Genomic DNA, 16,058 nt, shown 5'->3' on the forward strand with positions numbered 1-16,058 from the left:
GAGGCCGCGTGCTCACACTTTCCTCAGCTAGGAACCAGAACAGCAATTGCAGGCAGAAACCGGGTCTATTCCATATGTAATCGGCGGTGGTTTCAGAAGAGCTGATCAGATCATTTCCCGGACGAACGCACCCTTGCGGAAGAAATAGTAGGGAACCGCAGTCGCCGGTGACAGATCAGGGTCCGAGTTTAACCGGTCTTCCAGATCCGTCAGGATTTTGGTGGTGATCAGCGGCAGTTCCTTCTGCCGGGCTTCATCAAGTGTCAACCAGGCGCAGTCTTCCAGTTCACCCGAAGGACCTTTGCCGTCCGGAAGTTGATCGGCGATAGCATCCGCCCAAACTGCCAGAAAACGTGTGTCAAAGCGTCTGGGGCGTTGTGGCGGCGTGATCGCCCGCGCGATCATGCGCAGGCCCCCGAGGTCGGGCTGAATTCCACGTTCAGAGAAAGCTTCAAAGCCCGACCCGAGCCGCAGCGCGGCTTCGCCGGATTTCTGGCCGATGAACAGGCCTGCTTCTTCGTAGGTCTCTCGAATTGCCGCCAGGGCAAACGCCCGGACGCGAGCTGCCGACTTGCTGTTTTTCAAACCTTCCGACAACTTGGCTTCCACATCAGGGTGGTAGGGCAAAACATGCGAGATTCGCGAATCCGACGGATCAACCCGTCCGCCTGGAAAGACGAATTTGCCCGGCATGAAAGTGTGGCGCATGTGTCGCCGGCCCATCAGCAGCTTGATCGTGCCCTTGGCATCGCGGTCCAGGATAAGCAGCGTTGCCGCGTCTTTCGGTCGGATATAGGGATAGTTTCCGGCCCGCTCGTCCTTTGCCAGCTGCTTTTCAAATGAACCGCTCATGAGACCCTTTCAGATGGTTCCGGAAGCGGGGGAAGATCGTCTTCCGCCTCCGGGTCGAACCCGTGCATGTAAAGCGCCCACTGAAGACCGACCAGCGCTCCCTTGATAGGGCGCATCAGAGCCAATGACATGAAAATGGTCAATGGCAACCAAAGTGCCATATGGATCCAGATTGCAGGCCGCCAGAAAACTTCGACCAGCAACAAAGCGGGAATGATGACATGCCCGACAATGGTGATCGTGAAGTAGGGCGGTGCATCGTCTGCGCGATGATGGTGGAATTCTTCGCCACAGGCTGTGCAGGCGTGACGCGTCTTCAGGAAGCCGTCGAAAATGCTTCCCTTGCCGCAGTTCATGCACCTGTTACAGGCTCCGCGCAGCATTGCCGGAAGAACAGGGCGCCGCGGTTTCTCCTTTGCCCCATCCGGTACCTCAACATTTTCATTCACTTCGTAGTGAACCGTCACGAAGACCTCCTTCGGTTCTTTCTGCTTGAGGAGGTCTTGGTGCGTCCGCCCTTGGGCGGTCCGCGTCTGGCCTTTGGCGCAGCCTTTCGAATTTTCTTCCCGGCAATCCGTCCATTGCTGAGAAGTTCGAATGTCAGTGCTCCGGCAAAAGGTGCTGCTTCCACTAGCCTGACCTCCACTTGATCGCCAAGTTGGTAAGTCTCGCCGGTTTTGTCACCTATCAGTGCATGCGACCCTTCGTCGTAGCGGTAATAGTCCAGTCCGATTGTGGAGGCCGGGACGAAGCCGTCCGCACCGGAGTCTTCTAAACGGATGAAAAGTCCGGATTTCACCACGCCTGCGATCCTGCCCTGGAAAGTCGCGCCAACCCGGTCGCTCATCCACAAGGCAATCAGCCGGTCAATCGTATCGCGTTCAGCCAGCATCGCGCGGCGTTCGGCCGCAGAGATCTCTGCACCAATGGCCTCGAGTTTGGTCTCGATTCCTTCCGGCAGGCCATCATTTCCCAGGCCAAGTGCTGAAATCAGCCCCCGGTGGACGATCAGATCGGCATAGCGCCGAATCGGAGAGGTGAAATGTGCATACCGGCGAAGATTGAGGCCGAAATGACCGATATTCTGCGGCGTATACTCGGCTTGAGCCTGGCTTCTGAGCACCACCTCATTGACGAGATGAGCCTGCGGTGTGTCCTTTACTTTCGCCAGAATGCCGTTGAACACGGAAGGTCTCAGCCCGCCGGATGATGGCAGCTTCATGTTGATCGTCGACAGGAAATCCTTGAGGCTTTCCAGTTTTTCCGGCGTTGAAGCGTCATGAACCCGGTAGAGCAGTGGGCTTTTCTTTTTCTCCAGGGTTTCGGCAGCGGCGACGTTCGCCTGGATCATGAATTCTTCGATCAGCTTGTGGGCATCGAGACGTTCCGGGACGTAGATGCTGTCGACCGTTCCATCCTCCTTGAGCTTGATCTTGCGCTCCGGCAGATCCAACTCCAGCGGTTCGCGCGCGTCCCGGCCTTTTTTCAGAACGTCGTAAGCAGCCCAAAGAGGTTTCAGGACACCTTCCAGAAGTGTCTCTGTCTTGTCATCCAGAGCGCCGTCTATCGCTTTCTGTGCCTGAATGTAGGAAAGCTTGGCGGCAGAGCGCATCAGAACCCGATGGAACGTGTGACTGACTTTGCGGCCGGTCTTGTCGAACACCATACGCACGCCAAGGGCAGGCTTGTCTTCCTTCTCACGCAGGGAGCACAGCTGATTGGAAATGCGCTCCGGCAGCATGGGGATCACACGGTCGGGAAAATAGACCGAATTGCCACGCAAATTTGCTTCCCGGTCCATCGGAGATCCGGGTGTCACGTAGTGAGCAACATCGGCGATAGCCACAAAAACAACATGGCCGCCTTCGTTCCCGGGATCTTCGTCAGGTTCGGCATACACCGCATCGTCGTGATCTTTTGCATCCGGCGGATCGATGGTGATGAGCGGGATTTGCCGCCAGTCCTCGCGAGTGCCAAGTTTTTCCACCGGCTTGGCAGCTTCAGCCTGTGCTTCGACACCTGCTGGGAAAACGTGCCGAATTCCATGTGAGTGGAGGGCAATCTCCGAAACGGCCTTTTCCGAATTCATCGAGCCGAAACGCTCAACAATCGATGCACGCGGATGGCCATAGCGTCCTGAACGCGTCACCTGGACGCTGACAAGATCGCCATCTTCGGCTTCTTTCAGGTCGGTAGGATCAATGTCCAGCTCGCGCTGTTTGCGGTCGATCGGCTCAAGATAGGCCGGGCGATCCTTTTCACGCTTTCGGAAGATGCCAAGAACGGCGCCCTGTTTCTTTTCAAGAACCTTGATGACGCGAGCCGCGTGCTCGGCCTCCGGGCCTGCTTCTGCTTCAGTCAGGCGGATGAGCGCTCTGTCTCCGAGGCCTGGTTGCAGGCTTCTGGACTTGCCCGTCAGAACCAGGATTTTCGGCGGTTCACCAGCCTCATCGTCCCAGTCCACCGGCACACCCAAAAGATCGCCGTCCCTGTCGCGGGCAACCAGGTTGGCGACAAAAACGGGTGGCAGATCGCCAGGCCGGATCATGCGCTTGTTGCGCTTCTCGACAAGACCTTCTTCTGCGAGGTCCTTGAGCATTTTTTTCAGATGAATGCGGGCGCCGCCAATGATGCCGAAGTGGCGGGCGATCTCACGTTTGCCCGCCCTGCCGGGATTGTCTGCAACAAAGGCGAGAATGTCTTCACGGGAAGGCATCTCGCCTGGAACCTTGGCGTGTTTGCGTTTTGTGTGTTTGCGCGTGTTAATCCGTTTTGCGCTCAAGACGCGTCATCCCAGGGAACCTCTGCCAATGACGCATCGACTTTGGCCTTCGAAGTCGACTTTGCTGTCGATTTCTTGGCTGTAGTCTTTTTGGTAGCCGTCTTCTTGGCAGCAGGTTTCTTTGCAGCGGCCTTTTTCTTGGTGCCGCCCTTGGCCGCCTTGGCTGAGATCAACTCAAGAGCCTGTTCCATCGTCACCGCCTTCGGATCGGTATCCTTGGGCAGCGTGGCGTTGATCTTGCCATGCTTCACGTATGGGCCGTACCTGCCGTCGAAAACATTGACCGGTCCGCCTTCTTCCGGGTGTTCTCCCAGTTCCTTCAGCGGGGTTGCCGCTGCGCGGCCCCGCCCACCCCCTTTGGACCGTTTTTCGGCGAGTGCATCAACTGCGCGGTTGATGCCGACGGAGAAAACCTCGTCCGGCGAAGACAGATTTGCATAAGTGCCTTCGTGCAGAACAAAGGGACCGTAGCGGCCGATACCTGCGGAAATCATCTTGCCGTCCTCGGGATGCGGGCCGACTTCGCGCGGCAGGGACAGCAGCTGCAAGGCCTTCTCAAGGTCCATGTCAGCAGCCGACCAGCCACGGGGCAGGGACGAGCGTTTGGGCTTGGCTTCTTCGCCCAGCTGGACGTAAGGGCCGAAGCGGCCGTTGCGCAGTGAGACCTCAAGGCCTGTTTCCGGATCGACACCGAATACCTTCGGTCCATCGTCGGCTTCGCCGTCTTCACCATTCGGTTTGCCAAGCTGGCGCGTGTACCCGCATTCCGGATAATTGGAGCATCCGATGAAGGCGCCCCAGCGGCTGACCTTGAGAGAAAGCTGGCCGGTGTCGCAGGACGGGCATTTGCGCGGCTCCGACCCATCTTCCTTCGGCGGGAAGATATGCGGTCCAAGCAGTTCGTTCAGTGCGTCGATGACTTCGGCGACACGGAGATCCTTGATTTCGTCCACGGCACCGGAAAAACCGGTCCAGAAATCTCGCAGAACATCCAACCAGGACAGTTCACCGGCGGATATCTTGTCGAGCTGTTCTTCCAGGCTCGCGGTGAAATCGAACTCCACATAGCGCTGGAAGAAGCTTTCCAGGAACGCGATGACGATACGGCCCTTGTCCTGGGGGACGAGCTGCTTCTTGTCGAGTTCGACATAATCGCGGTCGCGCAGCGTCTGGAGCGTGGATGCATATGTGGAAGGGCGGCCGATGCCGAGTTCTTCCATCTTCTTGACCAGGCTCGCCTCTGTGTAGCGGGGCGGGGGCGTGGTGAAGTGCTGTGATGCTTCAATTGCCTCCGTCTTGCCGTCGACGGAAGCCGCAGTCAGAGCCGCTCCTTCATCGACAGCCGGAAGGCGCTTGGAATTTTCGTCTTCTTCGTCGTCCTTGCTCTCCTGATAGAGAGCCAGGAAACCATCGAAGCGAACAACAGAACCGGTTGCACGCAGGTTGGCGCGTTTGCCGGAGCCATCTGCCAAAATTTCGATCGTGGTCCGCTCCAGGACGGCAGATTCCATCTGGGAAGCCATGGTCCGCTTCCAGATCAGCTCATAAAGCCTTGCCTGGTCCGGATCGAGGAACCGGGCAACGTCCTTGGGACGGCGCGAGAGGTCAGTAGGGCGGATTGCTTCGTGCGCTTCCTGGGCATTCTTCGCCTTTGAAGAATAAACGCGCGGCTTTTCCGGAACGTATTTGTCGCCGAAATCCTGGCCGATGACAGAGCGGGCCGCGGCAATCGCTTCCCCCGCGATCTGGACACCGTCCGTACGCATATAGGTGATAAGGCCGGAAGTTTCTCCGCCGATGGAGATCCCTTCATAAAGCTTCTGCGCGACCTGCATGGTGCGCGATGCGGCAAAGCCGAGCTTGCGGGAAGCTTCCTGCTGCAGCGTCGACGTGGTGAAGGGAGCAGCCGGATTGCGCCGGGCCGGTTTCGACGCGACGCTGTCGACCTTGAAGCTGGCGCTTTCCAGCATCGTCTTGATCGTCGTCGCATCGGTCTCGTTCGAAATGTCGAGGCGACCGATCTTCTTGCCGTCGAACCCGGTGAGACCGGCCTGGAACATGTCGCCGGTCGGCGTCTTCATGTTGGCGAAGATCGACCAGTATTCCTGCGGCTTGAACGTCTCGATTTCCATTTCCCGATCGCAGATCAACCGCAGCGCGACCGATTGCACGCGCCCTGCGGAGCGGGCACCGGGCAACTTGCGCCACAAGACCGGAGAAAGTGTAAAGCCGACGAGATAGTCCAATGCGCGGCGGGCCAGATAGGCATCGACCAGCGGTGTATCAAGCTGGCGTGGATTGTCCATCGCTTCAAGAATGGCTTTCTTGGTGATCGCGTTGAACACGACCCTTTCAACCTGCTTGTCCTTCAACACCCGTTTCTTCTGGAGCACTTCCAGAACGTGCCAGGAAATGGCTTCACCTTCGCGGTCGGGGTCAGTTGCGAGAATGAGGCGGTCGGCTTCCTTCACCGCATTGGCGATTTCGGTAAGCCGCTTCTGGGACTTGCTGTCCACTTGCCAGCTCATCGCGAAATTGTCGTCCGGCTGCACTGAGCCATCCTTCGGCGGCAAGTCCCGCACGTGGCCGTAGGAGGCCAGGACCGTATAGTCGGAGCCGAGATATTTGTTGATCGTCTTGGCTTTCGCCGGCGATTCCACAATGACGACGTTCATTCTTACCCAAATAATTTTGCCGGAAACGGGGCGCCCGCCCGGTGAGAAGGTGATTTATTGCGCGCAGACGATCACGGATCGAATGCCGCCTGTCAAATGGACCTTTCGCTCTTTCCGGTCAACCCGTCCGCTTCAGTTTCGAGTTATCCACTGAGATTCAAGGGAAATCTTGTTCACATCAACAGCGAGATTTTGTTTCCCCGATGCCTTTCCAGTCGTCCGGCGAGCTCAAGTTCAAGCAATATGACATGTATTGCCCGTGTCTCGGCACCTGTAAAGCGGATGATCTCGTCCATGTCGAGAGGTGTCGGACCGAGAGCGGACAAGATCTCCGTCCGCAGGTTGTCGCCGGGTTCAACCGGAGCCGCCAGACGCTCTGCGGTGTGCTCCAGAAGGCTGGGCTGAAGATTGGGCGCTGGACCAATTCTACCGGAGAATTCATCCAGGATGTCAGCGGTCGAGGTCACCAATGTTGCGCCTTGCCGGATCAGGCCATTTGCCCCTTCGGATCGTGGATCGAGAGGTGAACCTGGAACCGCGAAAATTTCCCGGTTTTGTTCTAGCGCGTAACGTGCCGTATGAAGCGAACCGGATTTCTTTGCTGCTTCGATGACGATCACGCCTAGTGAAACACCGGAAATAAGCCGATTGCGGCGCGGGAAGTCCCGGCCGCGTGGTTTCCAGCCAAAAGGCATTTCGCTGATTGCCGTACCGCCATTTTCAAAGATGGCAGCTAAAAGGCGATTGTTTTCCGGGGGGTAAAGCACATCAATCCCTCCGGCAAAAACTGCAACCGTGCCGGTTCGGAGCGAGGCTTCATGTGCGGCGGTGTCAATGCCGCGAGCCAGGCCGGAGGCGAGAACAAATCCGTTTGCCCCCAACTCATGCGCAAACATGCCGGCCAGTTTCCGTCCGGACAAAGAAGCATTGCGGGCACCGACAATCGCAATTGTCTTGGCATGTGACAGAGCAGTGCCGCCCATCACCGAAAGCAACGGTGGCGGAGCATCAATATGCTTCAGATGTTGCGGATATTCCGCCTCGCCGAGAGCAACAAGCCGGGCTCCAAAGCGGTCATGCGCCTCCAGTTCCCGTTCAGCATCTTCAATTGAACAGAGCCGGTAACTCTTCTTGCCGCCTTGACTGGAAAGCCGGGGAAGAAGCTCGAGGGCTCTTTCCGCGGAACCTGCATGATTGAAAAGATCCCGGAACGTTGCCGGACCGACGTTTTCCGATCGTATTAAACGCAACCATGCAAGACGCTGGGCCTCTGAGAGGCGAGGCGTTTTATACTGGGACGGGCCGCTCACGTTCCTCCGCCGTCGGATTCAGACGGTGTATCGGCGGCAGGTTTGGATTTGGAGCCGATCTTGCTTTCCTCTCCGCGAAGCAACCGGCCGATGTTCTCGTGATGTTTGATCCAGAGCAGGAGTGTCAAAATGAGAAACATCTCGGCCATCTGTACCTGATTGAAAACCAGAAAAAGCAGGATGGGTGTTGCGAGGCTCGCAGTCAGTGCTGAAAGAGAGGAATAGCGAAACACGACTGCCATTCCGATCCAGATCAGAGCTGCCAGGACGAACATGGGCCAATAGAGGCCGAGCAGAATACCGAGAAAGGTCGCAACGCCCTTACCGCCCTTGAATTTCAGCCAGACCGGATAAAGATGGCCGAGAAATGCCCCAAAACCGGCAACAAGCGCCATTTCCTGTCCATAGGCTGCCCCAACGATGAGAACGGCGACCGTTCCTTTTAGCGCATCACCCAGTAGCGTTGCCGCCGCGAGCGATTTCTTGCCGGTCCGCAATACGTTGGTCGTGCCGATATTTCCGGACCCGATGCTGCGGATATCGCCCAGACCCGCCATGCGCGTGAAAATCAGCCCGAAGGGAATCGACCCAAGCAGGTAGCCGAATGCAAGAGCGGCAAGATAATAGGGCCAGGCGAATTCCCAGCTGATCGGATCGGGCACGCGGAGGCCTCCAGTAACGTGCGGACTAAATTTGCACTGGCAATGTAACCGTATGGAAGGCCGGATCAAGTCCACCGGACGCGAAAAGATGTGTTGCCGCAATCAAATGGCACGGGTGGCGCCATTTCCCTAGTTCGACAGTTTGTACTTCTCTGCCTGAACCACAAGCGAGCCGAAAGGTGCCTTGATGCTGGCGCGCAAAGGGACGAGATATGGTTCATCACCGACCGGCGCGAGCCAGACCTCGATAGATTCGTTTCGGGCGAGTTCCTGAATGGTCTTGCGCTTCGGACGATGCCCTGCAATCGGTTCATATCGGGCTCGGCAAACCAGGACTTCGTCGTTAAAGCGCCCATCGGCAGTCTTTGTTTTGCGTTTGGTCTTGTAGCTCAGATGTACGTTGTAGCGTTCCTTGCCGTCATAAAGCTGCAGTGTTTTGTTGCAGCTGTCCGGCACGAGGCCCTTGGGTGCAGGTATCAAGGCCGCGGTCAGCGGATCGAGAACGTCTTTCAGATGTTCCGCGGTCACCTTGATTCGTTCATTCATTCGATCCTGCGGAGGATTGACGGCCACCTTGGCGATCTTTCCGCCTTTCATCTGCATGGAAACGGTGCCGGTTTCATCCTCGCTTTTCAGATTGAGCGAATAGGCTTCAGGAACGAGCTTACCTTCGGTCAAGCCACCCTGAACGTCAACAGTTCCGTTGCCGTCGGAGACCAGACGGCCGAAGGCAGCGGTTTGTCCGCTGCTCTTCAGTGAATAGGTTTCCTCGTTCAGGCGTACCGAAAGCGTGCCTGCGCCGATCGGCAGACCGAGAGCATAGAGTTTGTACTTCAGGTAAAGGCTTGATGCCGAAGCTTCGCCGGAAATCAGGAACAGGGAAAGAAACGTTAGCGCAATCAGACGCATCGGGGCCATCCGTTGGAATTGGTCTTCCCGTCAAACTTGCCTTCAATTGTGGCGTGAAGCGGGACGTCGTTTCCAACGGATGGAGATATCTGCGAACTTCCGGAACAGCGATCAGCTGTAGGCGTAAACCGTCTTGCCGGACACAACTGTCCTCAGCACACGACCTGAGAAGCGTGCGTCCTCAAACGGAGAGTTCTTGGACCGGGACCGGATCGCACTCTTTTCCAGAACCCAGGGGCGATCAGGATCGAAGACTGTGATGTCGGCCGGAGCCCCCTTGGCGAGCCGTCCTGTTTCCAGACCAAGACGATCCGCCGGACGGCAGGTCATCGCGCCAAGAAGGGTAACAAGATCAACCTGTTCCGAATGGTAGAGCCTGAGCGCCGCGGCAAGCAGGGTTTCCAGTCCGATGGCACCGTCCTCAGCTTCTGCCCAGGGATGCCGTTTGGTTTCCACATCCTGCGGATCATGATTGGAACAGATAATGTCGATTGTACCGTCGGCAACAGCGGCAATCATCGCCTGCCGGTCATCTTCATCGCGCAGGGGCGGGGACATCTTGAAGAAGGTGCGGTAGGCGCCGATGTCATTCTCGTTGTGGGTGAGATGATTGACCGAAATGCCGGCCGTGATATCAAGCCCACGTTTCTTGCCCGTTCGGATGACATCTGCGCTGTCGGACGTGGAAATCAGGTTTGCGTGGTACTTGCCTTTCGACATTCCAACGAGACGCAGATCGCGCTCCAGCATGATGATTTCCGCTTCGCGCGGAACACCCGACAAACCTTTCCAGCTGGCGTTCAGGCCGGCATTCATGACGCCGCCTGCAAGATCCGGGTCTTCAGCGTGGTGAATGACCAGCGCGTCGAAATCACGTGCGTAGGTCATCATCCGGCGCATTACCTGCGCGTTCTTGACCGACTTGTGGCCATTGGTGAAGGCGACCGCGCCGGCTTCCTTGAGCAGGCCAATTTCCGCCATTTCCTTGCCTTCAAGTCCCTTGGTCAGGGCAGCGAGAGGCAGGACATTGACACTCGCCGTGTCGCGTGCGCGGCGAAGGATGAAGTCCACAAGCGCAGGGTCGTCGATCACCGGGTCAGTGTCGGGCATCGTGCAGATGGTGGTGATGCCACCAGCGGCAGCTGCCTGAGAGGCGCTGGCGAGCGTTTCCCGGTGCTCTGCACCCGGTTCTCCGACCGAGACGCATATGTCGATCAGCCCCGGGCAGGCGATCGCCCCCTTGCAGTCGACAATTTCAGCACCGTAGGGCGCTCCCTGGTTTGCAGCTTCCGGTCCGGCGGCCATGATCGTGCCGTCGGCGATGACAATGGAACCGGGAGCGTCCAGGTCACGCGCCGGGTCTATCACTCTGGCGTTCGAAAGAACCAGAGGCTTGGGTGTGTCGAGAGCCACGATATCTATCCTCTGGTTTCTAGTTGTTCGGCAGGTTCGCGGCGAGTGCTTCCAGAACGGCCATGCGCACGGCAACACCCATTTCCACCTGCTCGCGGATCAGGCTTTGTGCGCCGTCTGCGATCGAAGCGTCTATTTCAACGCCGCGGTTCATCGGGCCCGGATGCATCACAAGGGCATCTTCCTTGGCGTAACTCAGTTTTTCTGCGTCCAGACCGTAGTACCGGTAGTACTCGCGAACAGAGGGTACGAACGCACCGCTCATCCGTTCCCGCTGGAGTCTCAACATCATGACGATGTCGGCATCCTTCAGGCCTTCGCGCATATCGTTGAAGACTTCGACCCCCATCTTTGCAATGCCCGAAGGCAGCAGCGTCGTTGGCGCGACGACCCGAACACGAGCGCCCAGGGCATTCAGAAGAATGATGTTGGATCGGGCAACGCGCGAATGGGTGATGTCGCCGCAAATCGCCACGGTCAGCCGGGCAATCTTTCCCTTGTGCCGACGGATGGTGAGTGCGTCCAGCAGGGCTTGGGTCGGGTGTTCGTGCGGTCCGTCTCCAGCGTTGACGACCGAGCAGCCGACCTTTCGTGCCAGAAGATGCACGGCACCGGCAGCATGATGGCGCACCACCAGCAGGTCCGGATGCATCGCGTTCAGCGTGGCTGCCGTATCGATGAGCGTCTCGCCCTTCTTCACGGAAGATTGGGAGACGGCCATGTTCATGACATCCGCCCCGAGCCGTTTTCCGGCCAGTTCGAAAGAACTTTGGGTGCGGGTGGAGTTTTCGAAAAAGAGATTGATCTGGGTCCGGCCCTCAAGCACTTGCTTGCGTTTGTGCACCTGGCGGGAAATCTCAACGGCTTCCTCAGCCCGGTCCAAAAGGCCCAGAATTTCATGGGGGTGAAGGCCCTCTATGCCCAGCAAATGACGATGGGGGAAAGGGCTGTCTCGATGGGTGTCTGTCGCGGTCATCGAGATCATCCCTATAGGGGGAATCGATCAACAGCACAAGACGCGAATTGTGCTCATGCCCGCTGTCCACACTCCTGGTAAATATTTGAACAGAAGGACAAAAATGGGTCGATGCCTGTTCTGGGCCTATGTGAAGAGAAGCATCGCCAGCGGAATTGTTACAGTCGCAGCCAGAGTTTGCAGTGTGATGATTTCGGCCATCAGCTTGGCATCGCCCCCCATCTGGCGGGCCAGAAGATAGGAATTACTGGCACAGGGAACCGCGCAGGCAATGATGACGACCGCCATTGCCGGCCCTTGGAGACCAAAGAGAGTTGCTATCACGAAAGCGATCAACGGCATGAAGACAGGTCTCAGAAAGGTGCCCATCGTGAGGGCAGGGCCCGGGCGGCGCAAAGAGCTGAGATCGAGTCCCGCTCCCACACAGATGATCCCGATCGGTAGGGCGGCACGAGCAAAAATCTCAACGGTGTCTTCAATGACGAAGGGCAAGCTGAGGCCACTCAGGTTCAAAAGAACGCCGGCAACAATCGACAGAATGAAGGGGTTGGTAAAAAGATCCTTCAGGATCTTGGAGCCGCTTGGAGCTGTTCCACTGGCGTACCGGGACAGGACCAGAATGCTCATGACATTGAGAACCGGGATCATGAACACCATTGCCACGGCCAGCATCGCAAGACCCGTGTCGCCTGCAACATTGTCGGCAATCGCCAGGGCAATCATTGCGTTCCATCGCATGGTGCCCTGAAATATCGAGGTGAATCGAACCGCTGGGATTCCCCAGATACGCTCAATCGCGGCGCGTGCTGCCAGAAGGAGGCCTGCCGTGACAAATATTGTCAGCAGCAGCGCTGCGCCCATGTCAAAAGTCGGAAAGCTCTCAAAGTCCGCCTGGAAAATCGTGCGGAACAAAACGGCCGGAAACAGTATGAAAAAGGCCAGCTTTTCCACGCCATGCCATTGTTGACCCGTGATCAGCCCCGTGCGGGCAATCAGGTAACCGGAAGCAATAACAAGAATGACCGGGGTCAGAGCGGCAAGCGTTGTCAGCATGAAAGGGCCTGGGGCGTTTTGGGGAACCAAACGTTTCCAGCCTGGGCGGGATGCAACTCAGCTGGTTGATTGGGAAGAGCGGGTGTGGATTAGCGTTCTAACCCCATAAAGCCAAGCCGGTCCAGAAAGCCTTGCAAAATGTAGGCAGCAGCCATCTTGTCGACGACGTCGGCGCGTTTTGCGCGGCTGGAATCGGCCTCCAGAAGTGTCCGCGTGACGGCGGCTGTGGAAAGGCGTTCGTCCCAGTAGGTGATGGGAAGATCGGTCTTCTGGGAAAGATTGCGCGCAAATGCGCGAGTGGCTTGTGCCCGGGGGCCTTCGCTGCCATCCATGTTGAGCGGCAGGCCGAGAACGATTCCGCCGACTTCCTGCTGCGCACAGATGTCGAGAAGCTTTTCCGCGTCGATCGTGAATTTTTTGCGCCGGATGGTTTCCATCGGCGATGCAATGCCGCGTCCAAGGTCAGACAGGGCAAGTCCGATTGTTTTGGTTCCAAGGTCCAGGCCGATCAGGCGGCTGTTTGCCGGCAGGGCTTCTAGAAAGTCTTCGAGACTGAGTGCTGGGTCATTTGCCATGGATGCGCTTTAGCAGGGGTTTTGAAGTGAGGCCAGAAAAACAATCATGGGTCGTTCAGCTGCGTTCACCGGCATGGCCATGCTCGGCGATGGCCAGGGCCGCCGATGGGTCGTCCCTCAGGTCTGCTTCCAGAAACTGTTCTGTCTCGGGGACGGCAAGGTGAAAGTCCGTTTCCAGATGCAACTGGGCCTTCAGGCCGGTTGCCTGAATACCGATCAGGTGGCCACCTTTTGATCGGTCTTTGGAAATGAAATGGAGGTGATATCCGGAAACCGTCAGGGATCTGGCATAGGCGGGGGCCCAGAAGCCGACAAGAGTGCCTTCAATCTCTTCGAAGGAAAATTCGCTTTGATGACTGGTTGCCGAGACGAGGTCTTCGCCCGGCGCCGCCTTGCAGGCTGCCCGCAGTTCGATCCGCCGGAAGATCCCGTCGATGCGAATGCCGATGAAGGTGTTTTCTGAAGGACGGTACGTATCGAGAAGAGCCTCGAGTTGTGTCTGGTTCTCGATTTCCGGAAGAATTACCTGCCTTTCCGGCGCGAACCGCGTCACCGTGGCAAACGGCGTAAGAGCCTCATCCGGTGCTTCGTTGATCACACCATCGGCGCGCGCCTGATAGGCATGCCCTTCAAACAGGATCATTTCACCGTCGAGGTCCTCGAACGTTCCAAGGCCGAAGTCGCCGTGGGCCTTAAGGTCCGCCACACGAGTGCAGCCCTTGAACAGTCCCTTGGTCACAGCCGTACTTGTCGACACCTGAAAAATCGTATGATGATCAAGGTCATAGGCAGCTGACAGTTTTTCCTGAACAATATGGGAAAGGCTGTGGCCGGTGCGCGAAGCTTCGGCCTGCAGTTCCTGCCACAAGCTGTGGGAAATCCGGCAATGGAGACGTCGAGACATGCGTTTTTCCCGCAATCGGTCTAGTGAGGTTGTGGGCGTCGAGTGTGACACTGTAGTGTGGCTTTGCAAGGTTCCGGGATCAGGGAGCCGTCTGGAATTGGGAGGATAGTTTCGTGAAACTCACCTGGTATGGTCACTCGGCCTTTAAGATCGAAACAGACGATGCAGCGATCCTCGTGGATCCGTTCCTGACGGGAAATCCCTCGTTTCCTCAGGACCTCAGTGTCGATCAGGTGGCCGAAGGAGTTACCCATCTCATCCTGACCCATGGCCATGATGACCATATTGGCGATTCAATTGATATCCTGAAGAAAACCGGCGCCCAGCTGACATCCAATTTTGAGATCTGCATGTGGGCAAACCGTCAGGGGATCGAGAATTTCAACCCGATGAACACGGGCGGCATGGTGAATGTCGGTCCTTTCAAGGTTGCTCTGACCAAAGCTGAACATTCGTCTTCGAAACAGGGCGAGGGAGAGGCGATTTATCTTGGCAATCCTCACGGCGTGATCATCGAAGTGCCGGGTCAGAAGGTGCTTTATCACATGGGGGACACCGACATTTTTTCCGACATGGCGCTGATCAATGAAATCTACCGTCCGAAGATCGGTCTCGTGCCGATAGGCGACCGGTTCACCATGGGCGGCAAGGTCGCGGCCCTGGCATGCAACCGGTTCTTTGACTTTGACACCATTGTTCCATGCCACTTCCAATCGTTTCCGATCGTTGATGAGAACGCAGACACTTTCATCGGTGCAATGGGCAGCAATGGTCATCGTGTAAGCCCGATGACACCTGGGGTCAGTGTTGAACTTTGAGGTTTTCAGCCAGGGCACGTTTGCCCGGCCGGAGAATAGGCATATCAAGTGGTGACAAACGTGTTCAGGAAAGTATCTGTTTTAGCTTGTCTGTTTGTGATGTTGGCGATGGGGCAGGGAGTGGCCGCGGACAAGTCCATCACTCCGGACGGCAAGCCGGCTCCCTCGCAACCACACGCGAAACCCGGGTCCAAGGCGGCGCTCGAAGAAGATGTCTCTCAAGGGTCTTATGACAAAGTCAGGGAAGTCTATTCAGGGAACACCACTGTAGCCGGTGAAGCGCTGAAGTTTCCGCAGGACAATCCCTCAGTGAAGGCGATTGTCGTGACCATGGACCCAGGAGAGGTGACCGGGTGGCACAAGCACAACGCGCCTCTCTTTGCCTACATCCTTGAAGGAGAGATCACCGTCACTTATGACGGGATTGGCAAGAAACTGTTTCGGCAGGGTGATGGCCTGCTCGAGGCGATGCACGTCACTCATCGCGGGGAAAACACCGGCGAAGGTCCGTTGAAAATACTCGCGGTGTTCCTGCTGGGAGATGATGCACAACCGGTCGTCGCCGAAGACGCTCCCGGGGCAGCCCAACCGAAGGTCCAGTAGTCGGGATCTCTTAAGCTGGTGCGAATTTCTTTGAAACGGAATTCGCGCCGGAGCGGTAGTCAGAAAATCCGAGCCCCTGGTAATATCTTTGCCCACCCGTGTTCTCTTTACGGATGGTTGCGTCGATAAAGCGAACGCCGGCCTCCTTTGCTGCCTGCGAAGTTTCTGCAAACAGGGCCCGTCCGATCCCGCCTTTCTGTGTGGTTGGATCAACGTATGTGGCAATCACCGCCCAATCTTCCGGTAAACGGTCATCTCCCGGCCAGTCTGGGTCGCTCCAAAGAAGAGCTTGAAATCCCAATACTTTCGTTCCGTTCAGCGCAACGAAACAGCTGATGCCCAGTCTGGCAGGCATGAATTCTTTCTCAACGCGCTGACGATCGAACTTGTCGCGGTAGGCAGTCGTTCCGCCAATTTCGATGATTTCATTGAGGATATCGGCCATGGAGCCCATATCTTTTTCCTGAGCTCTTCGAACAGTCAGTGTCATCGCCGCCTCTCTTCACCTTGAAGTTGCCCGTTCGTG

At 57.0% G+C, this 16,058-nt stretch carries 15 protein-coding genes; 2 read left to right on the top strand and 13 right to left on the bottom strand.

Features of this window, described 5'->3' with window-relative positions:
- Positions 1–105: 105 nt before the first annotated feature.
- The 12 genes from ABLO27_RS03190 to budA all read right to left on the bottom strand — a co-directional run bounded on the left by ABLO27_RS03190 (position 106) and on the right by budA (position 14,111).
- Complete coding sequence (locus ABLO27_RS03190; protein WP_353030382.1) at positions 106–852, bottom strand: NUDIX hydrolase; 747 nt, start codon at positions 850–852, stop codon at positions 106–108.
- Positions 849–1,319: a DUF983 domain-containing protein gene (locus ABLO27_RS03195; protein WP_353030383.1), complete on the bottom strand. Its 471-nt coding sequence runs from the start codon at positions 1,317–1,319 to the stop codon at positions 849–851. The genes ABLO27_RS03190 and ABLO27_RS03195 overlap by 4 nt, the downstream gene beginning before the upstream one ends.
- Complete coding sequence (gene rnr, locus ABLO27_RS03200; RefSeq protein ID WP_353031689.1) at positions 1,316–3,568, bottom strand: ribonuclease R; 2,253 nt, start codon at positions 3,566–3,568, stop codon at positions 1,316–1,318. Before rnr ends, ABLO27_RS03195 begins: the two co-directional genes overlap by 4 nt.
- Before the next feature lie 62 nt (positions 3,569–3,630).
- Complete coding sequence (gene topA, locus ABLO27_RS03205; RefSeq protein ID WP_353030384.1) at positions 3,631–6,309, bottom strand: type I DNA topoisomerase; 2,679 nt, start codon at positions 6,307–6,309, stop codon at positions 3,631–3,633.
- Positions 6,310–6,482: 173 nt separating this feature from the next.
- Positions 6,483–7,619, bottom strand: a complete 1,137-nt coding sequence (gene dprA, locus ABLO27_RS03210; RefSeq protein ID WP_353030385.1) for a DNA-processing protein DprA — start codon at positions 7,617–7,619, stop codon at positions 6,483–6,485.
- A complete protein-coding gene (plsY, locus tag ABLO27_RS03215; protein WP_353030386.1) occupies positions 7,616–8,281 on the bottom strand; it encodes a glycerol-3-phosphate 1-O-acyltransferase PlsY in 666 nt (221 codons plus the stop codon). Before plsY ends, dprA begins: the two co-directional genes overlap by 4 nt.
- 129 nt (positions 8,282–8,410) lie before the next feature.
- A complete protein-coding gene (locus ABLO27_RS03220) occupies positions 8,411–9,190 on the bottom strand; it encodes a DUF3108 domain-containing protein (protein WP_353030387.1) in 780 nt (259 codons plus the stop codon).
- A gap of 111 nt (positions 9,191–9,301) precedes the next feature.
- Positions 9,302–10,603 (bottom strand): dihydroorotase, encoded by a 1,302-nt coding sequence (locus ABLO27_RS03225; protein ID WP_353030388.1) that lies wholly within the window; start codon positions 10,601–10,603, stop codon positions 9,302–9,304.
- A gap of 19 nt (positions 10,604–10,622) precedes the next feature.
- Positions 10,623–11,579, bottom strand: a complete 957-nt coding sequence (locus ABLO27_RS03230) for an aspartate carbamoyltransferase catalytic subunit (RefSeq protein WP_417714734.1) — start codon at positions 11,577–11,579, stop codon at positions 10,623–10,625.
- Positions 11,580–11,705: 126 nt separating this feature from the next.
- Positions 11,706–12,632: an AEC family transporter gene (locus ABLO27_RS03235; protein WP_353030390.1), complete on the bottom strand. Its 927-nt coding sequence runs from the start codon at positions 12,630–12,632 to the stop codon at positions 11,706–11,708.
- Positions 12,633–12,721: 89 nt separating this feature from the next.
- Positions 12,722–13,207 carry a Holliday junction resolvase RuvX gene (gene ruvX / locus ABLO27_RS03240; protein ID WP_353030391.1) on the bottom strand — a complete coding sequence of 162 codons (486 nt, stop codon included), beginning with the start codon at positions 13,205–13,207 and terminating at the stop codon, positions 12,722–12,724.
- 55 nt (positions 13,208–13,262) lie between these two features.
- Positions 13,263–14,111: an acetolactate decarboxylase gene (budA, locus tag ABLO27_RS03245; RefSeq protein WP_353030392.1), complete on the bottom strand. Its 849-nt coding sequence runs from the start codon at positions 14,109–14,111 to the stop codon at positions 13,263–13,265.
- A gap of 113 nt (positions 14,112–14,224) precedes the next feature.
- Between budA and ABLO27_RS03250 the strand changes: the two genes are divergently transcribed.
- Both ABLO27_RS03250 and ABLO27_RS03255 read left to right on the top strand, forming a co-directional pair.
- The gene (locus ABLO27_RS03250; protein ID WP_353030393.1) at positions 14,225–14,929 is read left to right on the top strand and encodes a metal-dependent hydrolase; all 705 of its coding nucleotides are present in this window, start codon (positions 14,225–14,227) and stop codon (positions 14,927–14,929) included.
- 120 nt (positions 14,930–15,049) lie between these two features.
- A complete protein-coding gene (locus ABLO27_RS03255; RefSeq protein ID WP_353030394.1) occupies positions 15,050–15,532 on the top strand; it encodes a cupin domain-containing protein in 483 nt (160 codons plus the stop codon).
- A 10-nt stretch (positions 15,533–15,542) separates the two neighbouring features.
- Here ABLO27_RS03255 and ABLO27_RS03260 read toward each other — a convergent pair whose 3' ends face one another.
- Positions 15,543–16,022, bottom strand: coding sequence for a GNAT family N-acetyltransferase (locus ABLO27_RS03260; protein ID WP_353030395.1), 480 nt, complete (start codon positions 16,020–16,022; stop codon positions 15,543–15,545).
- Between the last annotated feature and the right edge of the window lie 36 nt (positions 16,023–16,058).

Origin of the sequence: Roseibium sp. SCP15, assembly GCF_040329435.1 — a bacterium.
GTDB lineage: Bacteria > Pseudomonadota > Alphaproteobacteria > Rhizobiales > Stappiaceae > Roseibium.

Coding starts and splice junctions, on each gene's coding strand:
- ABLO27_RS03190 (WP_353030382.1), bottom strand. CDS start 852: ATGAGCGGTTCATTTGAAAAGCAGCTGGCAAAGGACGAGCGGGCCGGA.
- rnr (WP_353031689.1), bottom strand. CDS start 3,568: ATGCCTTCCCGTGAAGACATTCTCGCCTTTGTTGCAGACAATCCCGGC.
- topA (WP_353030384.1), bottom strand. CDS start 6,309: ATGAACGTCGTCATTGTGGAATCGCCGGCGAAAGCCAAGACGATCAAC.
- ABLO27_RS03220 (WP_353030387.1), bottom strand. CDS start 9,190: ATGCGTCTGATTGCGCTAACGTTTCTTTCCCTGTTCCTGATTTCCGGC.
- ABLO27_RS03230 (WP_417714734.1), bottom strand. CDS start 11,579: ATGACCGCGACAGACACCCATCGAGACAGCCCTTTCCCCCATCGTCAT.
- ABLO27_RS03235 (WP_353030390.1), bottom strand. CDS start 12,632: ATGCTGACAACGCTTGCCGCTCTGACCCCGGTCATTCTTGTTATTGCT.
- ruvX (WP_353030391.1), bottom strand. CDS start 13,207: ATGGCAAATGACCCAGCACTCAGTCTCGAAGACTTTCTAGAAGCCCTG.
- budA (WP_353030392.1), bottom strand. CDS start 14,111: ATGTCTCGACGTCTCCATTGCCGGATTTCCCACAGCTTGTGGCAGGAA.
- ABLO27_RS03260 (WP_353030395.1), bottom strand. CDS start 16,022: ATGACACTGACTGTTCGAAGAGCTCAGGAAAAAGATATGGGCTCCATG.